Origin of the sequence: Pseudomonas sp. CJQ_9, from assembly GCF_043106615.1 — a bacterium.
GTDB classification, from domain to species: Bacteria; Pseudomonadota; Gammaproteobacteria; order Pseudomonadales; family Pseudomonadaceae; genus Aquipseudomonas; species Aquipseudomonas juntendi.
Map to the genome: position 1 here is coordinate 1 of NZ_JBICMS010000009.1, position 17,723 is coordinate 17,723.

Genomic DNA, 17,723 nt, shown 5'->3' on the forward strand with positions numbered 1-17,723 from the left:
ACCAGCGTCAGCACATCGGTAACCGACGAACCGTCTGGCCAAGGCGACGTCGCCAAAGTCAGCATCAATGGCACGACGTCTCTGAACGAAGGCGAGACGGGTACGTACACCCTGAATCTCACCCACGAGGCCAAGGACGAAGTCACCGTCACGCTCAGCTACAGCGGCACCGCCAAGAACGGCGAGGACTTCATCGGTGTGACCACTGTGAAGATTCCGGCCAACAGCAGCGGTACCACGTTCACCATCGGCACCATCGACGACAAGCTGGTCGAGGGTACCGAAAACTTTGTGGTGACGATCGTAGGCGTGTCGGGTGGCAAGTTCGAGAACCTGCAGGTGGATACCAGCAAATCGAGCGTTACCACGACCATCGTGGACAACGACCACCTGCCAGTTTCGAGCGGCGGTGCAGTGTTTGGTGTGGAAGACACCGACTATGTGTTTGCCTGGAGCGACTTCAATGTCTCCGACCCGGATGGCAACACTGGTCTGTCGGTAACCATCAGCTCGATCCCGGGTTCCGGCACGTTGCAGTTCTTCAACGGCACGGCCTGGACCAATGTGGGCGTTGGCCAGGTTGTCAGCCAGGCCAGCATCGAGGCCGGCAACCTGAAGTTCGTTCCGCTGCGCAACGAGTCGGGTACCGATAATTATGGCGGCACCGGCGTGGGCAACCAGCAAGCCGACTACGCACAATTCAAGTTCAAGCCGAATGACGGCACCAACGTAGGCACTGACTCGACCATGAAGGTCGACATTCGCCCGGTTGCCGACAAGCCGACGCTGAGTTTCGGCAGCGCCGACATCGATTCCAAAGGCCTCACCAAGGAAGTCTGGAACAGCCTCAAAGGTCTGGGGACGGGTGGTAACGGCATTACCGGCGATGACCTGAAGACGGTCTTTGCCAACTCGGGCAGTGCCAGCTCCAGCAGCACCACTACCAACGTTCAATCCGACGGGAGCGTTGCAGCTGGCACCGGCTCGAAAACATCCGGCCTTATCTACCTCGAAGCCGGCAAGACCTATACCTTCAGCGGCACTGCCGACGACAGCTTCGTGGTGACCATCGGCGGCAAGACTGTGGTCACTGCCACTTGGGGGGCTGGCGGGCAGGTATCGGGGACCTTTACCCCGAACACCAGCGGCTACTACCCGATTGAGGTCTATCACGCCAACCAGTCTGGGCCAGGCAGCTATGACCTGAACATCAAGGTCGGCACCGGTGCTGTCACCGACCTGAGCAGTTCGAACATCAAGATGTACCAGAACGTGACCGAGATGGCCAAGGCTGGCCTGGGCGTGTCCGATCTGCACACTGTGAACGGGCAAAGCTACTACGACGGCTACAAGCTTAACGAGGGGCCGGAAGGCGGCTCGGTCAAACTGGTGGCTATCTCCACCGCCCTGACCGACACTGACGGTTCGGAAACCCTGAGCGTAAGCCTCAGTGGTATCCCCAAAGGGACCGTACTTAGCGACGGTGCAGGCCATACCGTCACGGTAGGCAGCACGCCGGTGGATGTAACGGGCTGGAAACTCAGCAGCCTTACGCTCACGCCCCCGACGTACTACAAAGGTTCGTTCGACGTCACGGTCATCTCGACTGCCACTGAAAGCGTGGGTGGTTCGGCTATTACCACCGGCAATATCCCGGTAACCGTGTATCCCGCGACCTACAAGGCCAGCGTAGGCACATCGGGCAACGACGCCATGACTGGCAGCGAAGGTAACGACATCATTGTTGCAGATGTTTCCGGGCTGAACGTTGTAGCGGGCAAGAACTACAACATCGCGTTTATCGTGGACAGTTCCGGCAGTATGACTGACGACTCGATTGCTGCCGCCAAGTCGCAGCTGGCTTCGGTGTTCTCCACGCTCAAAGCAAGCTTGGGTTCCGACACGTCGGGTACGGTAAACATTTTCCTGGTGGACTTCGATTCGCAGGTCAACATGAACGTTGCAGTGAACCTTGCCGACCCGAATGCCCTCAGCCAATTGCAGGCTGTTTTGAAGTCGATGCAAGGTGGGACAGAGGGTGGCGGTACTAACTACGAAGACGCCTTCAAGACTACTGCAAACTTCTTCAAGAGCACGATGGCTACCGGAAACACCGGTGCGGACAACCTGACGTACTTCATCACGGACGGCAAACCGACGTTCTACCAACGCAATGAAGTTACCGACAAACGGCTGTGGACGGGTGGCAAGACCCTCGACGATGTTGTCAATGTCAACAACTACAAAGTGGGTGGCACCTTCAGCGAATGGGCTGATGCGACGCACAAAGTTGATATCAGCAGTACTGGCGTGGTCAAAGTCTCGACCTATGGCTATAACATATGGGGTAACTTCGTTCTTTACTCTAGCGACACGCTGGGTACGATTCATGCTCAAGGCGATGGTACCTACGAGTTTTCCAGCCAGGGCGGCACTGGTAAGGGCACGACCTCGAACTGGAATGATTCAGCCTCGAATACGACCGACAGCTTCGTGCTGTTGGGAGGCAGTTCTACAGTTCCCGGTTTGAGCAAGGTCTACGCTATTGGCTTGAACGACGACATCAGCCTCAATGATCTGAAGCCTTACGACAGCGCAGGCAAGCCGCAGACCAACATCGACCCGTCCGACCTGGCGAAGGCGATTCTCGGTCATACCGAAGCCACGGTGCCAGGTGCCGATACCATCGACGGTGGCAACGGCAATGACATCATCTTCGGCGACCTGATCACCCTCAACGGTGTCGTCAGCGAGGGCTACCAGGCACTGCAAACCTACGTTGCACAGAAGAGCGGCGTTGATGTCAGCTCCATCACCACCAGCAATGTCCACCAGTACATCACTGAGCATTACAACGAGTTTGACATCTCCGGCGCCAAAGACGGCAACGACATCCTGTCGGGCGGCAATGGCAACGACATTCTCTTTGGCCAAGGTGGTAGCGACACGCTCGATGGTGGCAAAGGCAACGATATCCTGCTGGGCGGTACCGGCAACGACACCCTCATCGGTGGCCAGGGCGACGATATCCTGATCGGCGGCAGCGGCGCAGATACCTTCGTGTGGAAGGCGGGTGATTTCGGTAACGACGTCATCAAAGACTTCAAGATGGGGGACAAGGACAAGATCGACTTGAGCGATCTGCTGCAAGGCGAGAAGGGCAGTACCATCGACAATTACCTGAAACTCACCACGGTTGAAGGTACGACCACCTTGCAGGTCAGCAGCGAAGGCAAGCTCAACGCCGCAGGGGGTATCGCCAATGCCGATGTGACCATCAAGCTCGAAGGGGTGAACTGGTCCAACACCACGATCAACTCGTTGATCAGCGGTGCTGACCCGACCATCATCATCCACAACAAGGACAGCTGATGTGTTGAAGGGGCCGCGCCTGACCGTCGTGGCCCCTGCTTGATCCCACAATGCCGCGCCCGCAAGGGCCCCATCAACCGGGTAATGGCCGTGCCGGCTCTTTCCCGGCATCTTCCTACAGCGCATACTCAGGCGTTGGGCCTGCGTGCCTGCTGATCTTTGCCTATGCTGCTGCCTACCAACAAGGAACCAAAGTGACGAGGGACACCGCCATGTTCTACGTGCAACGCAATGCCGCCGGTGAGTTGCTGCGTGTAGAGGCAGCCGCTTTTGATGCGTTCACCGAGATGCTCCCAGCCGACCACGCCGATATTCAGGAATGGTTCGCTGATGATGTCGTGGAAAACAGCCTCAATCAGCTCAAGCAAAGTGACCTGGACATGATCCGCGTACTTGAAGACCTGATCGATGTGCTGACTGCCAAAGGGGTATTCAAGATCACTGACCTGCCGCCGGGGGCACAGGCCAAGCTCCTGAACCGCGCTACCGCGCGCAAGGCCCTCAGCAGCCTGAATAACCTGATCGACGAAGATGAGCAGGGCGGGTTGATCTGAGGCTGTGACGCCTCGGTTGCGATGCTATTAATATTCCATGACGGTATTTAAAATATCCTGTTTATGACTTTATAGTTGCTTCCACTGCGTACCCGTCGACCAATCGATGCGCCGCACGACTTGAACCCACACGGGAAATCCCCGTGCGTTTCTGATCGTTGCGCGAATTGAAGTCGCGCACTGCGTGGGAGTGAATAATGTCAGCCGCCTCGAACGCATTGTCGATCATCGACAGCGCCCAGCCGCAACCCTTCGAAATCCACCCGTTCGCCGGAGCCACCGGTGCCGAAATCATCGGCCTGGATCTGGCCAGGCCTGTCAACGCCGAGGATTTCAGCCGAATCCATCGTGCCCACCTCGATCATCATGTGCTGGTGTTCCGCGACCAGCGCATCAGCCCGGAACAGCAAATAGCCTTCAGCCGACGTTTCGGCGAATTGCAGATCCACGTGCTCAAGCAGTTCCTGCTTGCTGGCCACCCCGAGATCCTGATCGTTTCCAATATCATCGAAAACGGCCAGCACATCGGCCTGGGTGACGCCGGCAAGTTCTGGCACTCGGACCTGTCATACAAGGAACTGCCTAGCCTGGGTTCCATGCTGCATGCGCAGGAGTTGCCCAGTGAAGGTGGCGACACCCTGTTTGCCGACATGCATAAAGCCTGGGACGCCGTGCCTGACGCCCTGCGCAAAGTGGTCGAAGGCCGCAGCGCCGCTCACTCGTACACTGCCCGCTACGCAGAAACCAAGTTTGAGGGCAACTGGCGCCCTACCTTGACTGCCGAGCAGTTGGCTCAGGTGAAGGAGGTTATCCACCCGGTGGTGCGTACCCACCCGGAAAACGGCCGTAGGGCGCTGTTTGTCAGCGAAGGCTTCACCACTCGCATTGTTGGCCTTCCAGACGACGAAAGCCGCGACGTGTTGCAACAGCTGTACGCCCTGAGCGTACTGGAGCAGAACCTCTATCGCCACCAGTGGCAGCCCCATGATCTGGTGTTCTGGGACAACCGCTCGCTGATCCACCTGGCTACCGGTTGCCCCTCCCACCTGCGGCGCAAGCTCTACCGCACCACCATCCAGGGCGATGCCCCTTTCTGAAGACTGAGGAAACCATCATGCGCAAACCCATCAGCCGCCTGGCGGCAAGTATCGGCCTGGGCGTTAGCCTGGTCGTCAGCAGTCTGGCAGCCCCTGCCGTGGCACGAGCAGAAGGCAAGATCCGCATAGCCGAGCAGTTTGGCATCGTCTACTTGCTGCTTAACGTGGTACGCGACCAGCACCTGATCGAGAAGCACGGCAAAGAGCAGGGCATCAACATCGAAGTCGACTGGGCCCAACTGTCGGGTGGTTCGGCCATCAACGACGCTTTGCTGTCTGGCTCGGTGGACATCGCCGGCGCCGGCGTCGGCCCGCTGCTGACCGTCTGGGACCGCACCAAGGGTCGGCAGAACGTCAAGGCCGTGGCTTCGCTGGGCAATTTCCCGTATTACCTGGTCAGCAGCAACCCCAATGTGAAGACTATTGCCGACATTTCCGATAAAGACCGCATCGCGGTGCCGGCGGTAGGCGTTTCGGTGCAGTCGCGCTTCCTGCAGTACGCCGCTGCCCAACAGTGGGGCGATAAGGAATACAACCGGCTCGACAAGTTTACCTTGGCGGTACCGCACCCGGACGCCACTGCCGCGTTGCTGGCCGGCGGCACCGAACTGAACGGACACTTCTCCAATCCGCCGTTCCAAGACCAGGTACTGGCCAACAAGAACGTGCACGTGGTGCTCAACAGCTATGACCTGCTCGGCCCCAACTCGCCGACGTTGCTGTTTGCCACCGAAAAATTCCGCAAGGACAACCCAAAAACCTACAAGGCCTTTGTCGACGCCCTGGCCGAAGCGGCAGACTTCGCCCAGAACGATAAGGCAGCTGCTGCCGATACCTACATCCGCGTGACCAAGGCCAAGATCGACCGCGACGCGCTGATCAAGCTGATCGACAACCTGCAATACGAGTTCACAATCACGCCAAAGAATACCTACAAGCTGGCCGATTTCCTGTATCGGGTCGGCGCCATCAAGCACAAGCCCGAATCGTGGAAGGACTATTTCTTCCAGGATGAACGCCCGTTGCAGGGGAGCTGAGCGATCATGACCGCCCCTTTGCCAGGCCACGCGGCCAGCAACCTGAGCCGTGTCGCCACTCCGCCTTTGCTCAAGGTGGACAACCTCAGCCTCGAATACCGCACCGCGCAGCGCGTGGTGCGCGCTACTCACCAGGTCAGCTTCGAAGTCGACCTTGCCGACCGTTTTGTGTTGCTCGGGCCGTCCGGTTGCGGCAAGTCCACCTTGCTCAAGGCAGTAGCCGGGTTCATTGCGCCCGAGGAAGGGCAGATGCTGTTGCAGGGCCAGGCGATCCGCGGCCCAGGGCCTGACCGTATTGTGGTGTTCCAGGAGTTCGACCAGCTGCCACCGTGGAAAACGGTCAAGCAGAATGTCATGTTCCCGCTACTGGTGTCGGGCCAGCTAACACGTGCCGAGGCCCAGGAGCGAGCGCTGCATTACCTTGACAAGGTCGGCCTGGCGGCTTTCGCCGATGCCTACCCACACACTTTGTCGGGCGGCATGAAAGCTCGCGTAGCGATTGCTCGCGCCTTGGCCACGCAGCCGAAGATCCTGCTGATGGACGAGCCGTTTGCTGCTCTGGACGCCCTGACCCGGCGAAAGATGCAGGAAGAATTGCTGTCGTTATGGGAGGAAGTCCGCTTCACCTTGCTGTTCGTGACCCACTCTATCGAAGAAGCACTGGTGGTCGGCAACCGCATCCTGTTGCTGTCGCCCCACCCAGGGCGGGTGCGTGCTGAGGTGCACAGCCATCAGTATGACCTGGGCAGCTTGGGCGGGAGTGACTTCCAGGCCAGTGCCCGGCGTATCCACCGCTTGCTGTTCGACGAGGCGGATAGGCCCGAGCCGCATGAAGGCCTTGGCTTCAACGATATTCGCGTTGCTTACTGAAGGAGTCTCAGCCATGACCACTACCCCTTTACGCCGGGCATATGAAGTGCAACTGCAGCCCCTGCTCAGTGTGCCTGTGGAGCGGCAATTACCCTTGGCCCAGCGCCTGTGGCAGCAGGGCTGGCTGCGCAAGGCGGCACTTCTGTTGGTTATCGCCGTACTCTGGGAGGCGGTCGCCCGCTACCAGAGCAATGACTTGCTGCTGCCTGGCTTCTTGCAAACCGCCGCGGCCCTCTGGGACGGCCTGGTCAGTGGCGAGCTGCTGGCCAAGGTCGGGGTTTCGCTGGTAATCCTGATCAAAGGGTATGTGCTGGGTATCGTCCTTGCCTTCGGCCTGACCAGTCTGGCCGTTTCGACCCAATTGGGGCGTGACTTGCTGGGCACGCTGACCTCGATGTTCAACCCACTGCCGGCCATCGCGCTGTTGCCACTGGCCTTGCTGTGGTTCGGCCTGGGTGATAACAGCTTGATCTTCGTGCTGGTGCATTCTGTGCTCTGGGCGCTGGCGCTCAACACCTACGCTGGGTTCCTGGGCGTGTCCGAGACCCTGCGCATGGCCGGCCGCAACTATGGCCTCAAAGGGCTGCGGCTAGTGCTGTACATCCTGGTGCCGGCGGCGTTGCCATCGATCCTGTCGGGTTTGAAGATTGGCTGGGCATTTGCCTGGCGCACCCTGATCGCTGCTGAGCTGGTGTTCGGGGCCAGCAGTGGCAAAGGCGGGCTTGGCTGGTACATCTTTCAGAATCGCAACGAGCTGTATACCGACAAGGTGTTTGCCGGGTTGGCGGTGGTGATCCTGATTGGTCTGCTGGTAGAAGGACTGGTGTTCAATACCCTTGAGCGGCTGACCGTGCGGCGCTGGGGGATGCAGCGCTGACCTGTACCGGCCCGGACGCCGGCAAGCCAGCGCCCAGGGTCGGCGACAATCTTGCTTGCGGCGTTTGGCGTGCCCGAGCTGGCTTGACGGGGATAGGGGCAGTACAGGCTACATCTTCTGGTACTGCGCAGCCGCATTGCTCAGGGTTTTGCCAATCTCCTCACGCAACCCTATCGGCTGCTCCACCACCACCCCATCACCCTGGCTCAACAGCCACCAGCGCATCGGCCAGCCATCGCTGACCGTGGCTCGCAGCCGGTGCCCATGCTCAAGCGCCGTCAGCTGCATGTCGCTGCTCAGCGGCGCTTCGCGCAACTGCCGCGCCAATGCATCGCTGATCCACGCCACCAACTCCACGCCCTCCCCCTGGGCCGGTTGCAGTGCATCGCCGCGCAAGTGGGTCAGCAAGTCGAAATTACCGCGCAATTCGCCCACGGCACTGGCCGCCCAGTGCCAGCCGAACGGTATGCTCTTGTCATTGCGCTCCAGCGGAAAAATCAATGAAAGCTCATTCAGGTCGCGTTCAACGGTACGCTTGCTGACAGTGAAGCCCACATCGCGCAGGCGCCACACCAGCTCGGCGCTGGTAATGCCCGGGGAGCGACTGGGTAGCTGACGCAGCAGCGCCCATTGACGGCTGAGGGTGGCGCGAGTGGTGGCGAACGGCAAAAGATAACGTCCTTGTCTAGGCTTGCCGTCATAGCATGGCGGCAGGCGAGGGGCATGGCAATTGGCCACGCCCTGCTCAGATCAAGTAAGTCGCATTTGGTTGCCTGGTGCCGAATCGTTCGCGACAGGTTTTGACGTGACATCACGCAGAATCACGCCTCATCACAGCCGAAGGTTGGGGTTGTGCGTCGTTCAATGAGGATGAACATGTCTGCTGCCAGCAATATCCATTCGCTGCTTGCCCGCCTTTTGCCCGAACGGGTCATCGCCGCCCCAGCACCGGCCGGCAGGCGGCATCGGTTGTTCGCCGGGGTAGGCTTGCCCAGCCAGCGCTCGCTGCTGATCAACCGCCTGGATGAAGCCAGTGACCTGCAAGCGGTTTACGCCGACCTGCGCCACCAGGCGTTGCAAGGTAGCGTAGCGGCACTTAACGACCTGGGCTGGATCTGGCTCAACGGCAAGTATTGGCGCGCTGATACCGTGCTGGCCGGGCACCTGTTGCGCATGGCGGCGCTGCAGGGCCATGCTGCCGCGTGGTTCAACCTTGGCCAGCAGCATTACTTCGGCAAGGGCGTCGACCCCTCCTATACCCAGGCGGCGGATTGCTACCGGCAGGCCTTCGAGCGCGGCATGCTGCATGCCGCGGCGGCGTTGGGTGACCTGTATGAAGAAGAAGTGTGCGATGGCGAGCAGCAATGGCAGGTAGACCTGGTGCAGGCCTACCAGTGGTTCATGCGCGGGGCCGAGCGTGGCGAAGCGCGTTGCCGCTTCGAGGTGGGTTATCGCTTGATGCACGGGTTGTACGTGGAGCCCGACATCAAGGCCGCATTGTACTGGCTGGAACTGGCGGCAGCCGCAGGGGTGGTACAGGCGGCCGAAGAGCTGGCGGTGCATTTCAGCAGCCGTGACGGCGTGCGCTACCTGCAGTGGCGCGACCGGGCCTTGCAGATGGGCAGTACGCTCGCCCTGACCATGAAGCTGGAAGACCAGATACACCCCTGATTCCCCCGCTCGCACAGGCGGCCACAGGCTGCAGTATGTGTGCAATACCTGTGGGAGCCGGCTTGCCGGCGATAGGGCCAGCACAGGCAATCCACCTCCAGCATGCACAACCATTCATCAATACCCCTCGTCACCCGCTATTGACGACAGGGGGAGGTACGAGCGTATATTGATAGTTAGCAAACTATGAATATGCCTGGATACTGTTCATGTCCCTTGATCTCCTGCGCCTGCAGGTCAGCAGTGGCATGGTAGTTGCGGCTCGCCATTGGCGGCGCATCTGCCATTGCGCGTTGACCGGTTACGGCATCTCCGAGGCCTGCGCTGCGCCGCTGCTGATGATCGTGCGCCTCGGCGACGGTGTGCATCAGGTGGCGGTGGCCCAGGCAGCCGGCCTGGAAAGCCCGTCACTGGTACGCCTGCTCGACCAACTGTGCAAGGCTGGCCTGGTCTGCCGCAGTGAAGACCCCCTCGACCGTCGTGCCAAGGCCCTTAGCCTCACCGCTGAAGGCCGCCGTTTAGCCGAAGCCATCGAAGCCGAGCTGGTGCGTCTGCGTAAGGATGTGCTGCAAGGCATCGATCAGGCTGATCTGGAAGCTGCCTTGCGCGTGCTGCGCGCCTTTGAAGCTGCCGGCCTGGGCGGTGCAGGCGGGGTGGCATGAACGGCTTCTTCAGCTCGGTCCCCCCGGCGCGGGACTGGTTCTACGGTGTGCGCACCTTCGCGGCCTCGATGATCGCCCTGTACATTGCCCTGCTTATGCAGTTGCCGCGGCCCTACTGGGCCATGGCCACGGTGTACATCGTTTCCAGCCCATTCGTTGGCCCAACCAGCTCCAAGGCGCTGTACCGTGCCGTGGGCACCTTGCTCGGTGCAGGGGGGGCGGTCCTGCTGGTGCCACCGCTGGTCCAGTCGCCTTTGCTGCTGAGCATTGCCATTGCCCTGTGGACCGGCACCCTGCTGTTCCTTTCGCTGAACCTGCGCACGGCCAACAACTACATGCTGATGCTGGCCGGCTACACCTTGCCGATGATCGCACTGGCGGTTGTGGATAACCCCCTGGCGGTGTTTGACGTCGCGTCTTCCCGCGCCCAGGAAATCTGCCTGGGGATTGTCTGCGCAGCCGTCGTTGGCGCCATTTTCTGGCCTCGTCGGCTGGCCCCAGTGGTGGTCGGCGCCACCGGCAACTGGTTTACCGAGGCCCTTAACTACAGCGATACCTACCTGGCCCGCGCTGGCAGCACCGACAAGGTCGGCGGCATGCGCGGAGCGATGGTCACCACCTTCAACTCGCTGGAGCTGATGATCGGCCAGCTCGGCCACGAAGGGGCTGGCCCGCATACCCTGAAAAACGCCCGTGAACTGCGTGGGCGGATGATTCACCTGCTGCCGGTCATCGATGCGCTCGATGATGCGCTGGTTGCACTGGAGGGCCGCGCCCCGGCTCAGTTCGCCCAGTTGCAGCCTGTGCTCGCCAGCGCTCGCGAATGGCTGCAAGGAACTGCCGCCAGCGCTTCTGTCGCCCGCTGGGCTGCGCTGCACGAGCAGATCGAGCGCCTGCAGCCCGCTGCCGCCATGCTCGACCAGCGCGCCGAGCTGCTGTTATCCAACGCCCTGTACCGGCTGACCGAATGGGCCGACCTGTGGCAGGACTGCTGCACCTTGCAACATGCCCTGCGCACCGACGACGCCAAGCCCTGGCGGGCTGTGTACCGGCACTGGCGCCTGGGCCGCCTGACCCCGTTCTTCGACCGTGGCCTGATGCTGTACTCGGTGGCCACCACGGTGCTGGCGATCATCGTCGCTTGTGGCCTGTGGATTGGCCTGGGCTGGAACGACGGCGCCAGCGCGGTAATCCTCGCGGCCGTGTCGTGCAGTTTCTTCGCGGCCATGGACGACCCGGCACCGCAGATCTACCGGTTCTTCTTCTGGACCTTGCTGTCGGTGATCTTCTCCAGCCTGTACCTGTTCCTGGTGCTGCCCAACCTGCACGACTTCCCGATGCTGGTGCTGGCCTTTGCCGTGCCGTTCATCTGTGTCGGGACCCTGACCGTGCAACCGCGTTTTTACCTGGGTACGTTGCTGACCATCGTCAACACCTCGACCTTCATCAGCATCCAGGGCGCCTATGACGCTGACTTCTTCACCTTCCTGAATTCCAACCTGGCCGGGCCCGTCGGCCTGCTGTTCGCCTTCATCTGGACCCTGGTCATGCGCCCCTTTGGGGTAGAGCTGGCTGCCAAGCGCATGACCCGCTTCGCCTGGCGCGACATTGTCGAAATGACCGAGCCGGCGACCCTGGCCGAACATCGCAAGCTTGGCGTACAGATGCTAGACCGCCTGATGCAGCACCTGCCGCGCCTGTCGCAAACGGGCCAGGACAGCGGTGTAGCGCTGCGTGACCTGCGTGTTGGGTTGAACCTGCTCGACTTGCTGGCCTACCTGCCGCGCGCTGGTCAGCAGGCCCGTGAGCGGCTCAATACCGTGGTTGCCGAGGTGGGTGCGCACTACGCCGCCTGCCTGCACGCTGGCCAGCGCCTGCATGCGCCGGCTGCGCTGCTGCGCAACATGGAGCGGGCGCGGCTGGCGCTGAACCTGGATGAACTGTACGAGCGTGGCGATGCCCGCACCCACCTGCTGCATGCGCTGAGCGGCCTGCGCCTTGCCCTGCTGCCAGGTGTGGAGGTGATGCTCGAACCCGCCGAACAACTGCAACTGCCTGCCGGCCTCGACGGAGCGCCCCTGTGATTGGTGAACTGGATATCAGCGGGGTGTTCCTGCCCACGCTGTTGGTGATGATGCTTGGCACCTACCTGCTGTTCCTTGGGCTGCACGCGGTGCTGGTGCGCATGCATTTCTACCGCCTGGTCTGGCACCGGGCGTTGTTCAACGTTGCCCTGTATGCCGTGCTGCTTGGCGCGGTGGACCACTTTTGCCGAAACCTGATGCTGCCATGAAAAAACCTTTGCTGACCCTGGGCCGTGTGGTCCTGACCTTGCTGGTAGTGACGTTCGCCGCCGTGCTCGTATGGCAGATGGTCGTCTACTACATGTTTGCGCCCTGGACGCGCGACGGCCATATCCGCGCCGACGTGATCCAGATCGCCCCCGATGTGTCGGGCTTGATCCAGAAAGTCGAGGTGCACGACAACCAGACCGTCAAGCGCGGCGACGTGCTGTTCACCATCGACCAGGACCGCTTCACCCTGGCCCTGCGCCAGGCCAAGGCCACCCTCGGCGAGCGCCAGGAAACCCTGGCCCAGGCCTCCCGCGAAGCGCAGCGCAACCGCAAGCTGGGCAACCTGGTGGCGGCCGAGCAACTGGAGGAAAGCCAGTCCCGCGTGGCCCGCGCCCGCTCGGCCGTCAGCGAGGCACAGGTGGCAGTCGATACCGCCCAGCTCAACCTCGACCGCTCGGTGGTACGCAGCCCGGTGGACGGTTACCTGAACGACCGTGCGCCGCGTAACCACGAATTCGTCACCGCCGGCCGCCCTGTGCTGTCGGTGGTCGACAGTGCCTCGTACCACGTCGATGGCTACTTCGAAGAAACCAAGCTTGGCGGCATCCACCTCGGCGATGCCGTGGATATCCGCGTGATGGGCGACAACACCCGCCTGCGCGGCCATGTGCAGAGCTTTGCCGCCGGTATCGAAGACCGCGACCGCAGCAGCGGCGCCAACCTGCTGCCAAACGTCAACCCGGCGTTCAGCTGGGTGCGCCTGGCCCAGCGTATTCCGGTGCGCATCGCGTTTGACGAAGTGCCTGAGGACTTCCGCATGATCGCCGGGCGTACCGCCACGGTGTCGATCATCGAGGGCCAGCACCCATGAAACAGCTCATCCTGGCTGGCCTGTGCCTGTCGCTGGGGGCCTGCATGATGGTCGGCCCCGACTATGAGGTGCCGAAGGACGCGGCGGTGCAACGCAGCGACCTCAATGGCCCGCTGCGCCAGGATGCCGACAGCGTGGTTTCGGCGCCGGTGCCCGAGGACTGGTGGCAGTTGTATCAGGATCGACGGCTGAACGAGCTGGTGCGCCAGGCCCTGAGTGCCAATACCGAGCTGCGCGTAGCCGCGGCCAACATCGCCAAGGCCCGCGCCCAGGTCGAAGTGGCCGAGTCGCAAGGTGGCTTCAACGGCGGCGTAAAACTGGGTGCCCAGCGCTTGCAGGAGTCTGGCGAAGCGTTCCTGCAGCCTGAGAAGGTGCCGGTGGCCAACATTGGCGAGGCCATCATCAGCGCTTCGTATCAGTTCGACCTGTGGGGCACGTTCAAGCGTGGCACCGAGGCTGCAAAGGCCAATGCAGACGCGGTGCAGGCTGCTGCCGATACCGCCCGCATCACCTTGGTGGCCGACGTGGTCAAGGCGTATACCCAAGTGTGCTCGGCCAACGAGGAATACCACATCGCCCGCCAGTCGCTCGACTTGCAGGAGCAAAGCGTGAAGCTCAACCAGCGCTTGCGTGATGCAGGTCGTGGCGATGAAACCCAGGTCACCCGCTCACAGACCCAGTTCAAGTCCTTGCGCGCCGAACTGCCGCGCTTCAAGGCCGAGCGTGAAACCGGCCTGTACACCTTGGCTGCGTTATTGGCCAAACCGGTAGACCAGTTGCCCGCCGGCACCGCCGATTGTGCCGAGCTGCCGCACCTGAACCAGTTGGTGCCGGTGGGCGACGGTGCTGCGTTGCTCAAACGCCGGCCTGATGTGCGCCAGGCCGAACGCCAGCTGGCCGCAGCAACTGCCTCTATCGGGGTTGCTACCGGCGCGCTGTACCCGGACATCAGCATCGGTGCGCAGGTGGGCACGATTGGTATTCTGGAAAACCTTGGTGAGCCGTCGACCAACCGCTGGGGTTTCGGCCCGCAGATCAGCTGGAGCATCCCCACCAACGGCACACGCGCCCGCATTCGCATGGCTGAAGCCTCTACGCAAGCAGCCTTGGCGAATTTCGACGGCGTGGTACTGAACGCCATCCGCGAGACCCAGACTCGCCTCGCGCAGTACAGTGCCCTGCTGGACCGGCGTGATGCGCTGGCCGAGGCAGAGAAGTCGGCCAAGGATGCGGCTGATCAGACGCACCGGTACTACCAAGCCGGGCGTGAGTCGTTCCTGGCGGACTTGCAGGCGACCCGCACCTATACCGACATGCGCGCGCAACTGGCAGCGGCCGATAGCCAAGTGGCGCTGGGGCAAATCGGCGTGTTCCTCGCCCTCGGTGGTGGCTGGAAGGACACCGCAAAGCCTTGAGGACCAATCGCAGGCAAGCCAGCTCCCACAGGTTCTCCGCTGCCCTCGAGCACTTTAGTTTCCTGTGCGAGCTGGCTTGCCTGCGATGAGGCCCTGACAGGCCAGCCCCTGCTGCAAAGCTGATGAGTAGCTCTATGAGCTGGCTTGCCTGCGATGAGGCCCTGACAGGCCAGTCCCTGCTGCAAGGCTGATGAGTAACCCTGTGGGCTGGCTTGCCGGCGATGAGGCTCTGACAGGCCAGCCCCTGCTGCAAAGCTGATGAGTAGCTCTATGGGCTGGCTTGCCTGCGCTGAGGCCCTGACAGGCCAGCCCCAGCTGCAAGGCTGATGAGTAACCCTGTGGGAGCTGGCTTGCCGGCGATAGGGCCCCCGCAGGCAACATCCGGTCAGAGCCAGATCGCATCCCAATGCGAATAATCCCCAGCCCTCGCAACAAGACCCGCCCGCTTGGGGTTCATGACGATATATCGCGCCACATCCTGCACATCCTCCTCACGCCGCACGGCCCGGTCATGAAACCCCTTCTGCCAGAGCTGGCCGCTTCGCCCTCGATGCCTGTTGATCATCATCGTGCTACGGGACTTCACCCTGCGCATCAGCCGCTTCAGGCTGGCCGGCCCAAGCTCGACCAACCAGTGGAAATGGTCAGGCATCACCACCCAGGCAAGCGATCGGGCGCTACCTTCCTCTTCAGCCTGGCGGAACTCGGCCACCAGCAAGCGGGCTGAGCGAAAGTCATTGAAGATTGGGGCTCTTGCCAGGGTGGTGCTGGTAAGCAAATACAACCGACGGGTTTCCGAAAACCGACCAAGCCGTAGCTGCTTTGAATGGGGGCGATCCATGTTCCCTGCCTCTTGAATAGTGGCTCAACAGGCTAGTGGGTAAGGACCTACCCGCGGTGAATCATTTGGTACCCGGTGTTTCCTGTGGCATCGGTGCCGCCTTAATCGCCGGCAAGCCTGCCGCCAGGTACCGTGCCATCTCGCGTGATCTTATTTGTACCAAGATTTTTCATGAAATCCGCCCAGCACCCTTGAGTGAAGCAAAGTGGAAGTGAACAATGTTCTCTTTCGCATTCCCTTCGAGACTGGCCATGAAAACCCGTTCCCGTCCGCTTGCCTGGCTGCCGGCTTTATTGCTCGGCACGGTGCTGGCGCTGTGCAGCGCTGCGGCACAGGCTGAAGCCCCCGCCGAGGCTACCAAAGCCCTGCACCTGCTCGACTACATTGGTGCCGACTACCCGCCAACCGTGAATGACGGCAAGGTGGTCGACAACGGCGAATACGACGAGCAGCGCGAGTTCGGCGCGGTACTGGCCGAACTGGTCAAAGGCCTGCCTGCAAATACCGAGCACGCGGCACTGGAGCAGGGCGTGCAAGCGCTGCGCCAGGCCATCGACCAGCGTCTGGACGGCCCAGCGGTATCCAGGCAGGCCCGGCAACTGGGCGCACGCCTTGCGGTGGCTTATGAGGTGAGCCAAGCCCCGATAATCACCCCGGACCCGGCTCGTGGTGCTGCCCTGTACGCACAAAACTGTGCCATCTGCCACGGTGAAAGCGGCGCGGGCGATGGCCCGGCAGGCGTCGGCCTGGAGCCCGCGCCGGCCAACCTGCGCGACGTCGCGCGCCTTGACCAGTTGAGCCTGTTCGACCTCTACAACACCCTTGCCCTGGGCATCGACGGCACCGAGATGCCGTCCTTTGCCGACCAGCTGGACGACCGCCAGCGCTGGGACGTGGCGGCCTACATCGCCAGCTTCACCGCCAAGCCGGAAGCCGGCAAAGGCGACAAAAGCTGGAACATCGCCGACCTGGCCCGCCAGACCCCGGCCGAAATCGCCGCCAACGAAGGCACCGCGGCCGTGGAAGCATTCCGCGCCCAGCGTGCCCAGCCGCCGCAGGTCAAGCGTGGCCCTGCGCAATTGCTCGAATATACCGCCAGTACGCTCGACAAAAGCCTGGCCGCTTACCGCGCAGGCGACCGCGACCAGGCCTATGACCTGTCGGTTGCGGCCTATCTTGAGGGCTTCGAGCTGGTAGAAAGCTCGCTGGACAACATCGATACCCAGGCGCGCAAGGCCACTGAAAAGACACTGATGGCCTACCGCCAGTCCTTGCAGGATGGCCTGCCCGTGGGCCAAGTCGAGCAGCGCCTGGGCGAAGCCAAGGTCAAGCTTGAGCAAGCGGCAAAGCTGCTGGGTAGCGACGGCCTGAGCTGGTCGCTGAGTTATGTCTCGGGCCTGCTGATTTTGTTGCGTGAAGGCCTTGAGGCGATTCTGGTGCTGGCGGCGATCCTGGCGTTCCTGCGCAACACCGGCCAGCAGTCAGCGGTACGCAGCGTCAACATTGGCTGGGGCCTGGCGCTGGTCGCTGGCTTCGCTACCTGGGCGCTGGCGGCCTATGTGATCGATGTCGGCGGTGCCCAGCGTGAGTTGCTGGAGGGTTGCACGGCGCTGTTTGCGGCCGTGATGGTGCTGTGGCTTGGGGTATGGATGCACGACCGGCGCCACGCCGCTGCGTGGACGGACTACATCAAGAACAGCCTGGTCAGCGGTGGCGGGCGCTTTGGCTTCGCGGTGCTGGCGTTCTTCTCGGTGTACCGCGAGTTGTTCGAAGTGATCCTGTTCTATGAAACCTTGTGGCTGCAGGCGGGCCCTGCCGGGCACCAGGCGGTGCTGGCAGGCGGCGCCACGGCGCTGGTGCTGCTGGTGGGCCTTGCTTGGGTGATATTGCGCGGTTCGGCCAAGCTGCCCCTTACGCTGTTCTTCAGCATCAATGCGGCACTGCTGTGCACGTTGTCGGTGGTGTTCGCCGGGCATGGCGTGAAGGCGCTGCAAGAAGCCGGGGTGCTGGGCACGCGCCCGGTAGCGTTCTTTGAGTTCGATTGGCTGGGGATACATGCCGATGCCTACTCGCTGTCGGCGCAGGCGGTGGCGTTGCTGGCCATCGTGTTCCTGTACGGGCGCTCGCGTTTGGCTGAGAAGCGCAGGGCAATCGCCAACTGA

Annotated in this window: 15 protein-coding genes; 13 read left to right on the plus strand and 2 right to left on the minus strand. The window is 61.8% G+C overall.

From position 1 onward, the window contains the following. The 6 genes from ACF8SD_RS01605 to ACF8SD_RS01630 form a co-directional block, all read left to right on the plus strand. A partial coding sequence (locus tag ACF8SD_RS01605; protein ID WP_392546463.1) for a type I secretion C-terminal target domain-containing protein occupies positions 1–3,372 on the plus strand: 3,372 nt, incomplete at its 5' end. Positions 3,373–3,584: 212 nt separating this feature from the next. Beyond that, positions 3,585–3,926 carry a hypothetical protein gene (locus ACF8SD_RS01610; RefSeq protein ID WP_009682385.1) on the plus strand — a complete coding sequence of 114 codons (342 nt, stop codon included), beginning with the start codon at positions 3,585–3,587 and terminating at the stop codon, positions 3,924–3,926. 197 nt (positions 3,927–4,123) lie between these two features. Further along, the gene (locus ACF8SD_RS01615) at positions 4,124–5,023 is read left to right on the plus strand and encodes a TauD/TfdA family dioxygenase (protein ID WP_173887148.1); all 900 of its coding nucleotides are present in this window, start codon (positions 4,124–4,126) and stop codon (positions 5,021–5,023) included. Positions 5,024–5,040: 17 nt separating this feature from the next. After that, positions 5,041–6,060, plus strand: a complete 1,020-nt coding sequence (locus ACF8SD_RS01620; protein ID WP_392484662.1) for an ABC transporter substrate-binding protein — start codon at positions 5,041–5,043, stop codon at positions 6,058–6,060. 6 nt (positions 6,061–6,066) lie between these two features. After that, positions 6,067–6,930, plus strand: a complete 864-nt coding sequence (locus ACF8SD_RS01625; protein ID WP_173887150.1) for an ABC transporter ATP-binding protein — start codon at positions 6,067–6,069, stop codon at positions 6,928–6,930. Positions 6,931–6,943: 13 nt separating this feature from the next. Then, positions 6,944–7,807: an ABC transporter permease gene (locus ACF8SD_RS01630; RefSeq protein ID WP_173887152.1), complete on the plus strand. Its 864-nt coding sequence runs from the start codon at positions 6,944–6,946 to the stop codon at positions 7,805–7,807. Positions 7,808–7,915: 108 nt separating this feature from the next. Here the strand turns inward: ACF8SD_RS01630 and ACF8SD_RS01635 are convergent, their stop codons facing one another. Continuing rightward, on the minus strand, positions 7,916–8,476 hold the full coding sequence (locus tag ACF8SD_RS01635) for a WYL domain-containing protein (RefSeq protein WP_173887154.1): 561 nt from the start codon (positions 8,474–8,476) through the stop codon (positions 7,916–7,918). A gap of 207 nt (positions 8,477–8,683) precedes the next feature. Between ACF8SD_RS01635 and ACF8SD_RS01640 the strand changes: the two genes are divergently transcribed. The 6 genes from ACF8SD_RS01640 to ACF8SD_RS01665 all read left to right on the plus strand — a co-directional run bounded on the left by ACF8SD_RS01640 (position 8,684) and on the right by ACF8SD_RS01665 (position 14,720). Further along, entirely contained in the window at positions 8,684–9,478 is a 795-nt protein-coding gene (locus tag ACF8SD_RS01640) for a tetratricopeptide repeat protein (protein WP_173887156.1), read from the plus strand. Positions 9,479–9,687: 209 nt separating this feature from the next. Beyond that, positions 9,688–10,140, plus strand: coding sequence for a MarR family winged helix-turn-helix transcriptional regulator (locus tag ACF8SD_RS01645; protein WP_173887158.1), 453 nt, complete (start codon positions 9,688–9,690; stop codon positions 10,138–10,140). Then, the gene (locus ACF8SD_RS01650) at positions 10,137–12,224 is read left to right on the plus strand and encodes an FUSC family protein (RefSeq protein ID WP_173887159.1); all 2,088 of its coding nucleotides are present in this window, start codon (positions 10,137–10,139) and stop codon (positions 12,222–12,224) included. The genes ACF8SD_RS01645 and ACF8SD_RS01650 overlap by 4 nt, the downstream gene beginning before the upstream one ends. Next, positions 12,221–12,433, plus strand: coding sequence for a DUF1656 domain-containing protein (locus ACF8SD_RS01655; RefSeq protein ID WP_009682394.1), 213 nt, complete (start codon positions 12,221–12,223; stop codon positions 12,431–12,433). Before ACF8SD_RS01650 ends, ACF8SD_RS01655 begins: the two co-directional genes overlap by 4 nt. Beyond that, positions 12,430–13,305: an HlyD family secretion protein gene (locus ACF8SD_RS01660; protein WP_009682395.1), complete on the plus strand. Its 876-nt coding sequence runs from the start codon at positions 12,430–12,432 to the stop codon at positions 13,303–13,305. The genes ACF8SD_RS01655 and ACF8SD_RS01660 overlap by 4 nt, the downstream gene beginning before the upstream one ends. After that, entirely contained in the window at positions 13,302–14,720 is a 1,419-nt protein-coding gene (locus tag ACF8SD_RS01665) for an efflux transporter outer membrane subunit (protein ID WP_392484663.1), read from the plus strand. The genes ACF8SD_RS01660 and ACF8SD_RS01665 overlap by 4 nt, the downstream gene beginning before the upstream one ends. Before the next feature lie 385 nt (positions 14,721–15,105). Here ACF8SD_RS01665 and ACF8SD_RS01670 read toward each other — a convergent pair whose 3' ends face one another. Beyond that, a complete protein-coding gene (locus ACF8SD_RS01670) occupies positions 15,106–15,561 on the minus strand; it encodes a transposase (RefSeq protein WP_173887163.1) in 456 nt (151 codons plus the stop codon). A gap of 218 nt (positions 15,562–15,779) precedes the next feature. On the opposite strand from ACF8SD_RS01670, the gene ACF8SD_RS01675 reads away from it, so the two are divergent. Continuing rightward, positions 15,780–17,723 (plus strand): FTR1 family protein, encoded by a 1,944-nt coding sequence (locus tag ACF8SD_RS01675; RefSeq protein ID WP_392484664.1) that lies wholly within the window; start codon positions 15,780–15,782, stop codon positions 17,721–17,723.

Bases quoted from the DNA above. Each gene is read 5' to 3' on its own strand.
- ACF8SD_RS01610 (WP_009682385.1), top strand. From the start codon at position 3,585: ATGTTCTACGTGCAACGCAATGCCGCCGGTGAGTTGCTGCGTGTAGAG.
- ACF8SD_RS01615 (WP_173887148.1), top strand. From the start codon at position 4,124: ATGTCAGCCGCCTCGAACGCATTGTCGATCATCGACAGCGCCCAGCCG.
- ACF8SD_RS01620 (WP_392484662.1), top strand. From the start codon at position 5,041: ATGCGCAAACCCATCAGCCGCCTGGCGGCAAGTATCGGCCTGGGCGTT.
- ACF8SD_RS01625 (WP_173887150.1), top strand. From the start codon at position 6,067: ATGACCGCCCCTTTGCCAGGCCACGCGGCCAGCAACCTGAGCCGTGTC.
- ACF8SD_RS01630 (WP_173887152.1), top strand. From the start codon at position 6,944: ATGACCACTACCCCTTTACGCCGGGCATATGAAGTGCAACTGCAGCCC.
- ACF8SD_RS01640 (WP_173887156.1), top strand. From the start codon at position 8,684: ATGTCTGCTGCCAGCAATATCCATTCGCTGCTTGCCCGCCTTTTGCCC.
- ACF8SD_RS01645 (WP_173887158.1), top strand. From the start codon at position 9,688: ATGTCCCTTGATCTCCTGCGCCTGCAGGTCAGCAGTGGCATGGTAGTT.
- ACF8SD_RS01650 (WP_173887159.1), top strand. From the start codon at position 10,137: ATGAACGGCTTCTTCAGCTCGGTCCCCCCGGCGCGGGACTGGTTCTAC.
- ACF8SD_RS01660 (WP_009682395.1), top strand. From the start codon at position 12,430: ATGAAAAAACCTTTGCTGACCCTGGGCCGTGTGGTCCTGACCTTGCTG.
- ACF8SD_RS01665 (WP_392484663.1), top strand. From the start codon at position 13,302: ATGAAACAGCTCATCCTGGCTGGCCTGTGCCTGTCGCTGGGGGCCTGC.
- ACF8SD_RS01670 (WP_173887163.1), bottom strand. From the start codon at position 15,561: ATGGATCGCCCCCATTCAAAGCAGCTACGGCTTGGTCGGTTTTCGGAA.
- ACF8SD_RS01675 (WP_392484664.1), top strand. From the start codon at position 15,780: ATGTTCTCTTTCGCATTCCCTTCGAGACTGGCCATGAAAACCCGTTCC.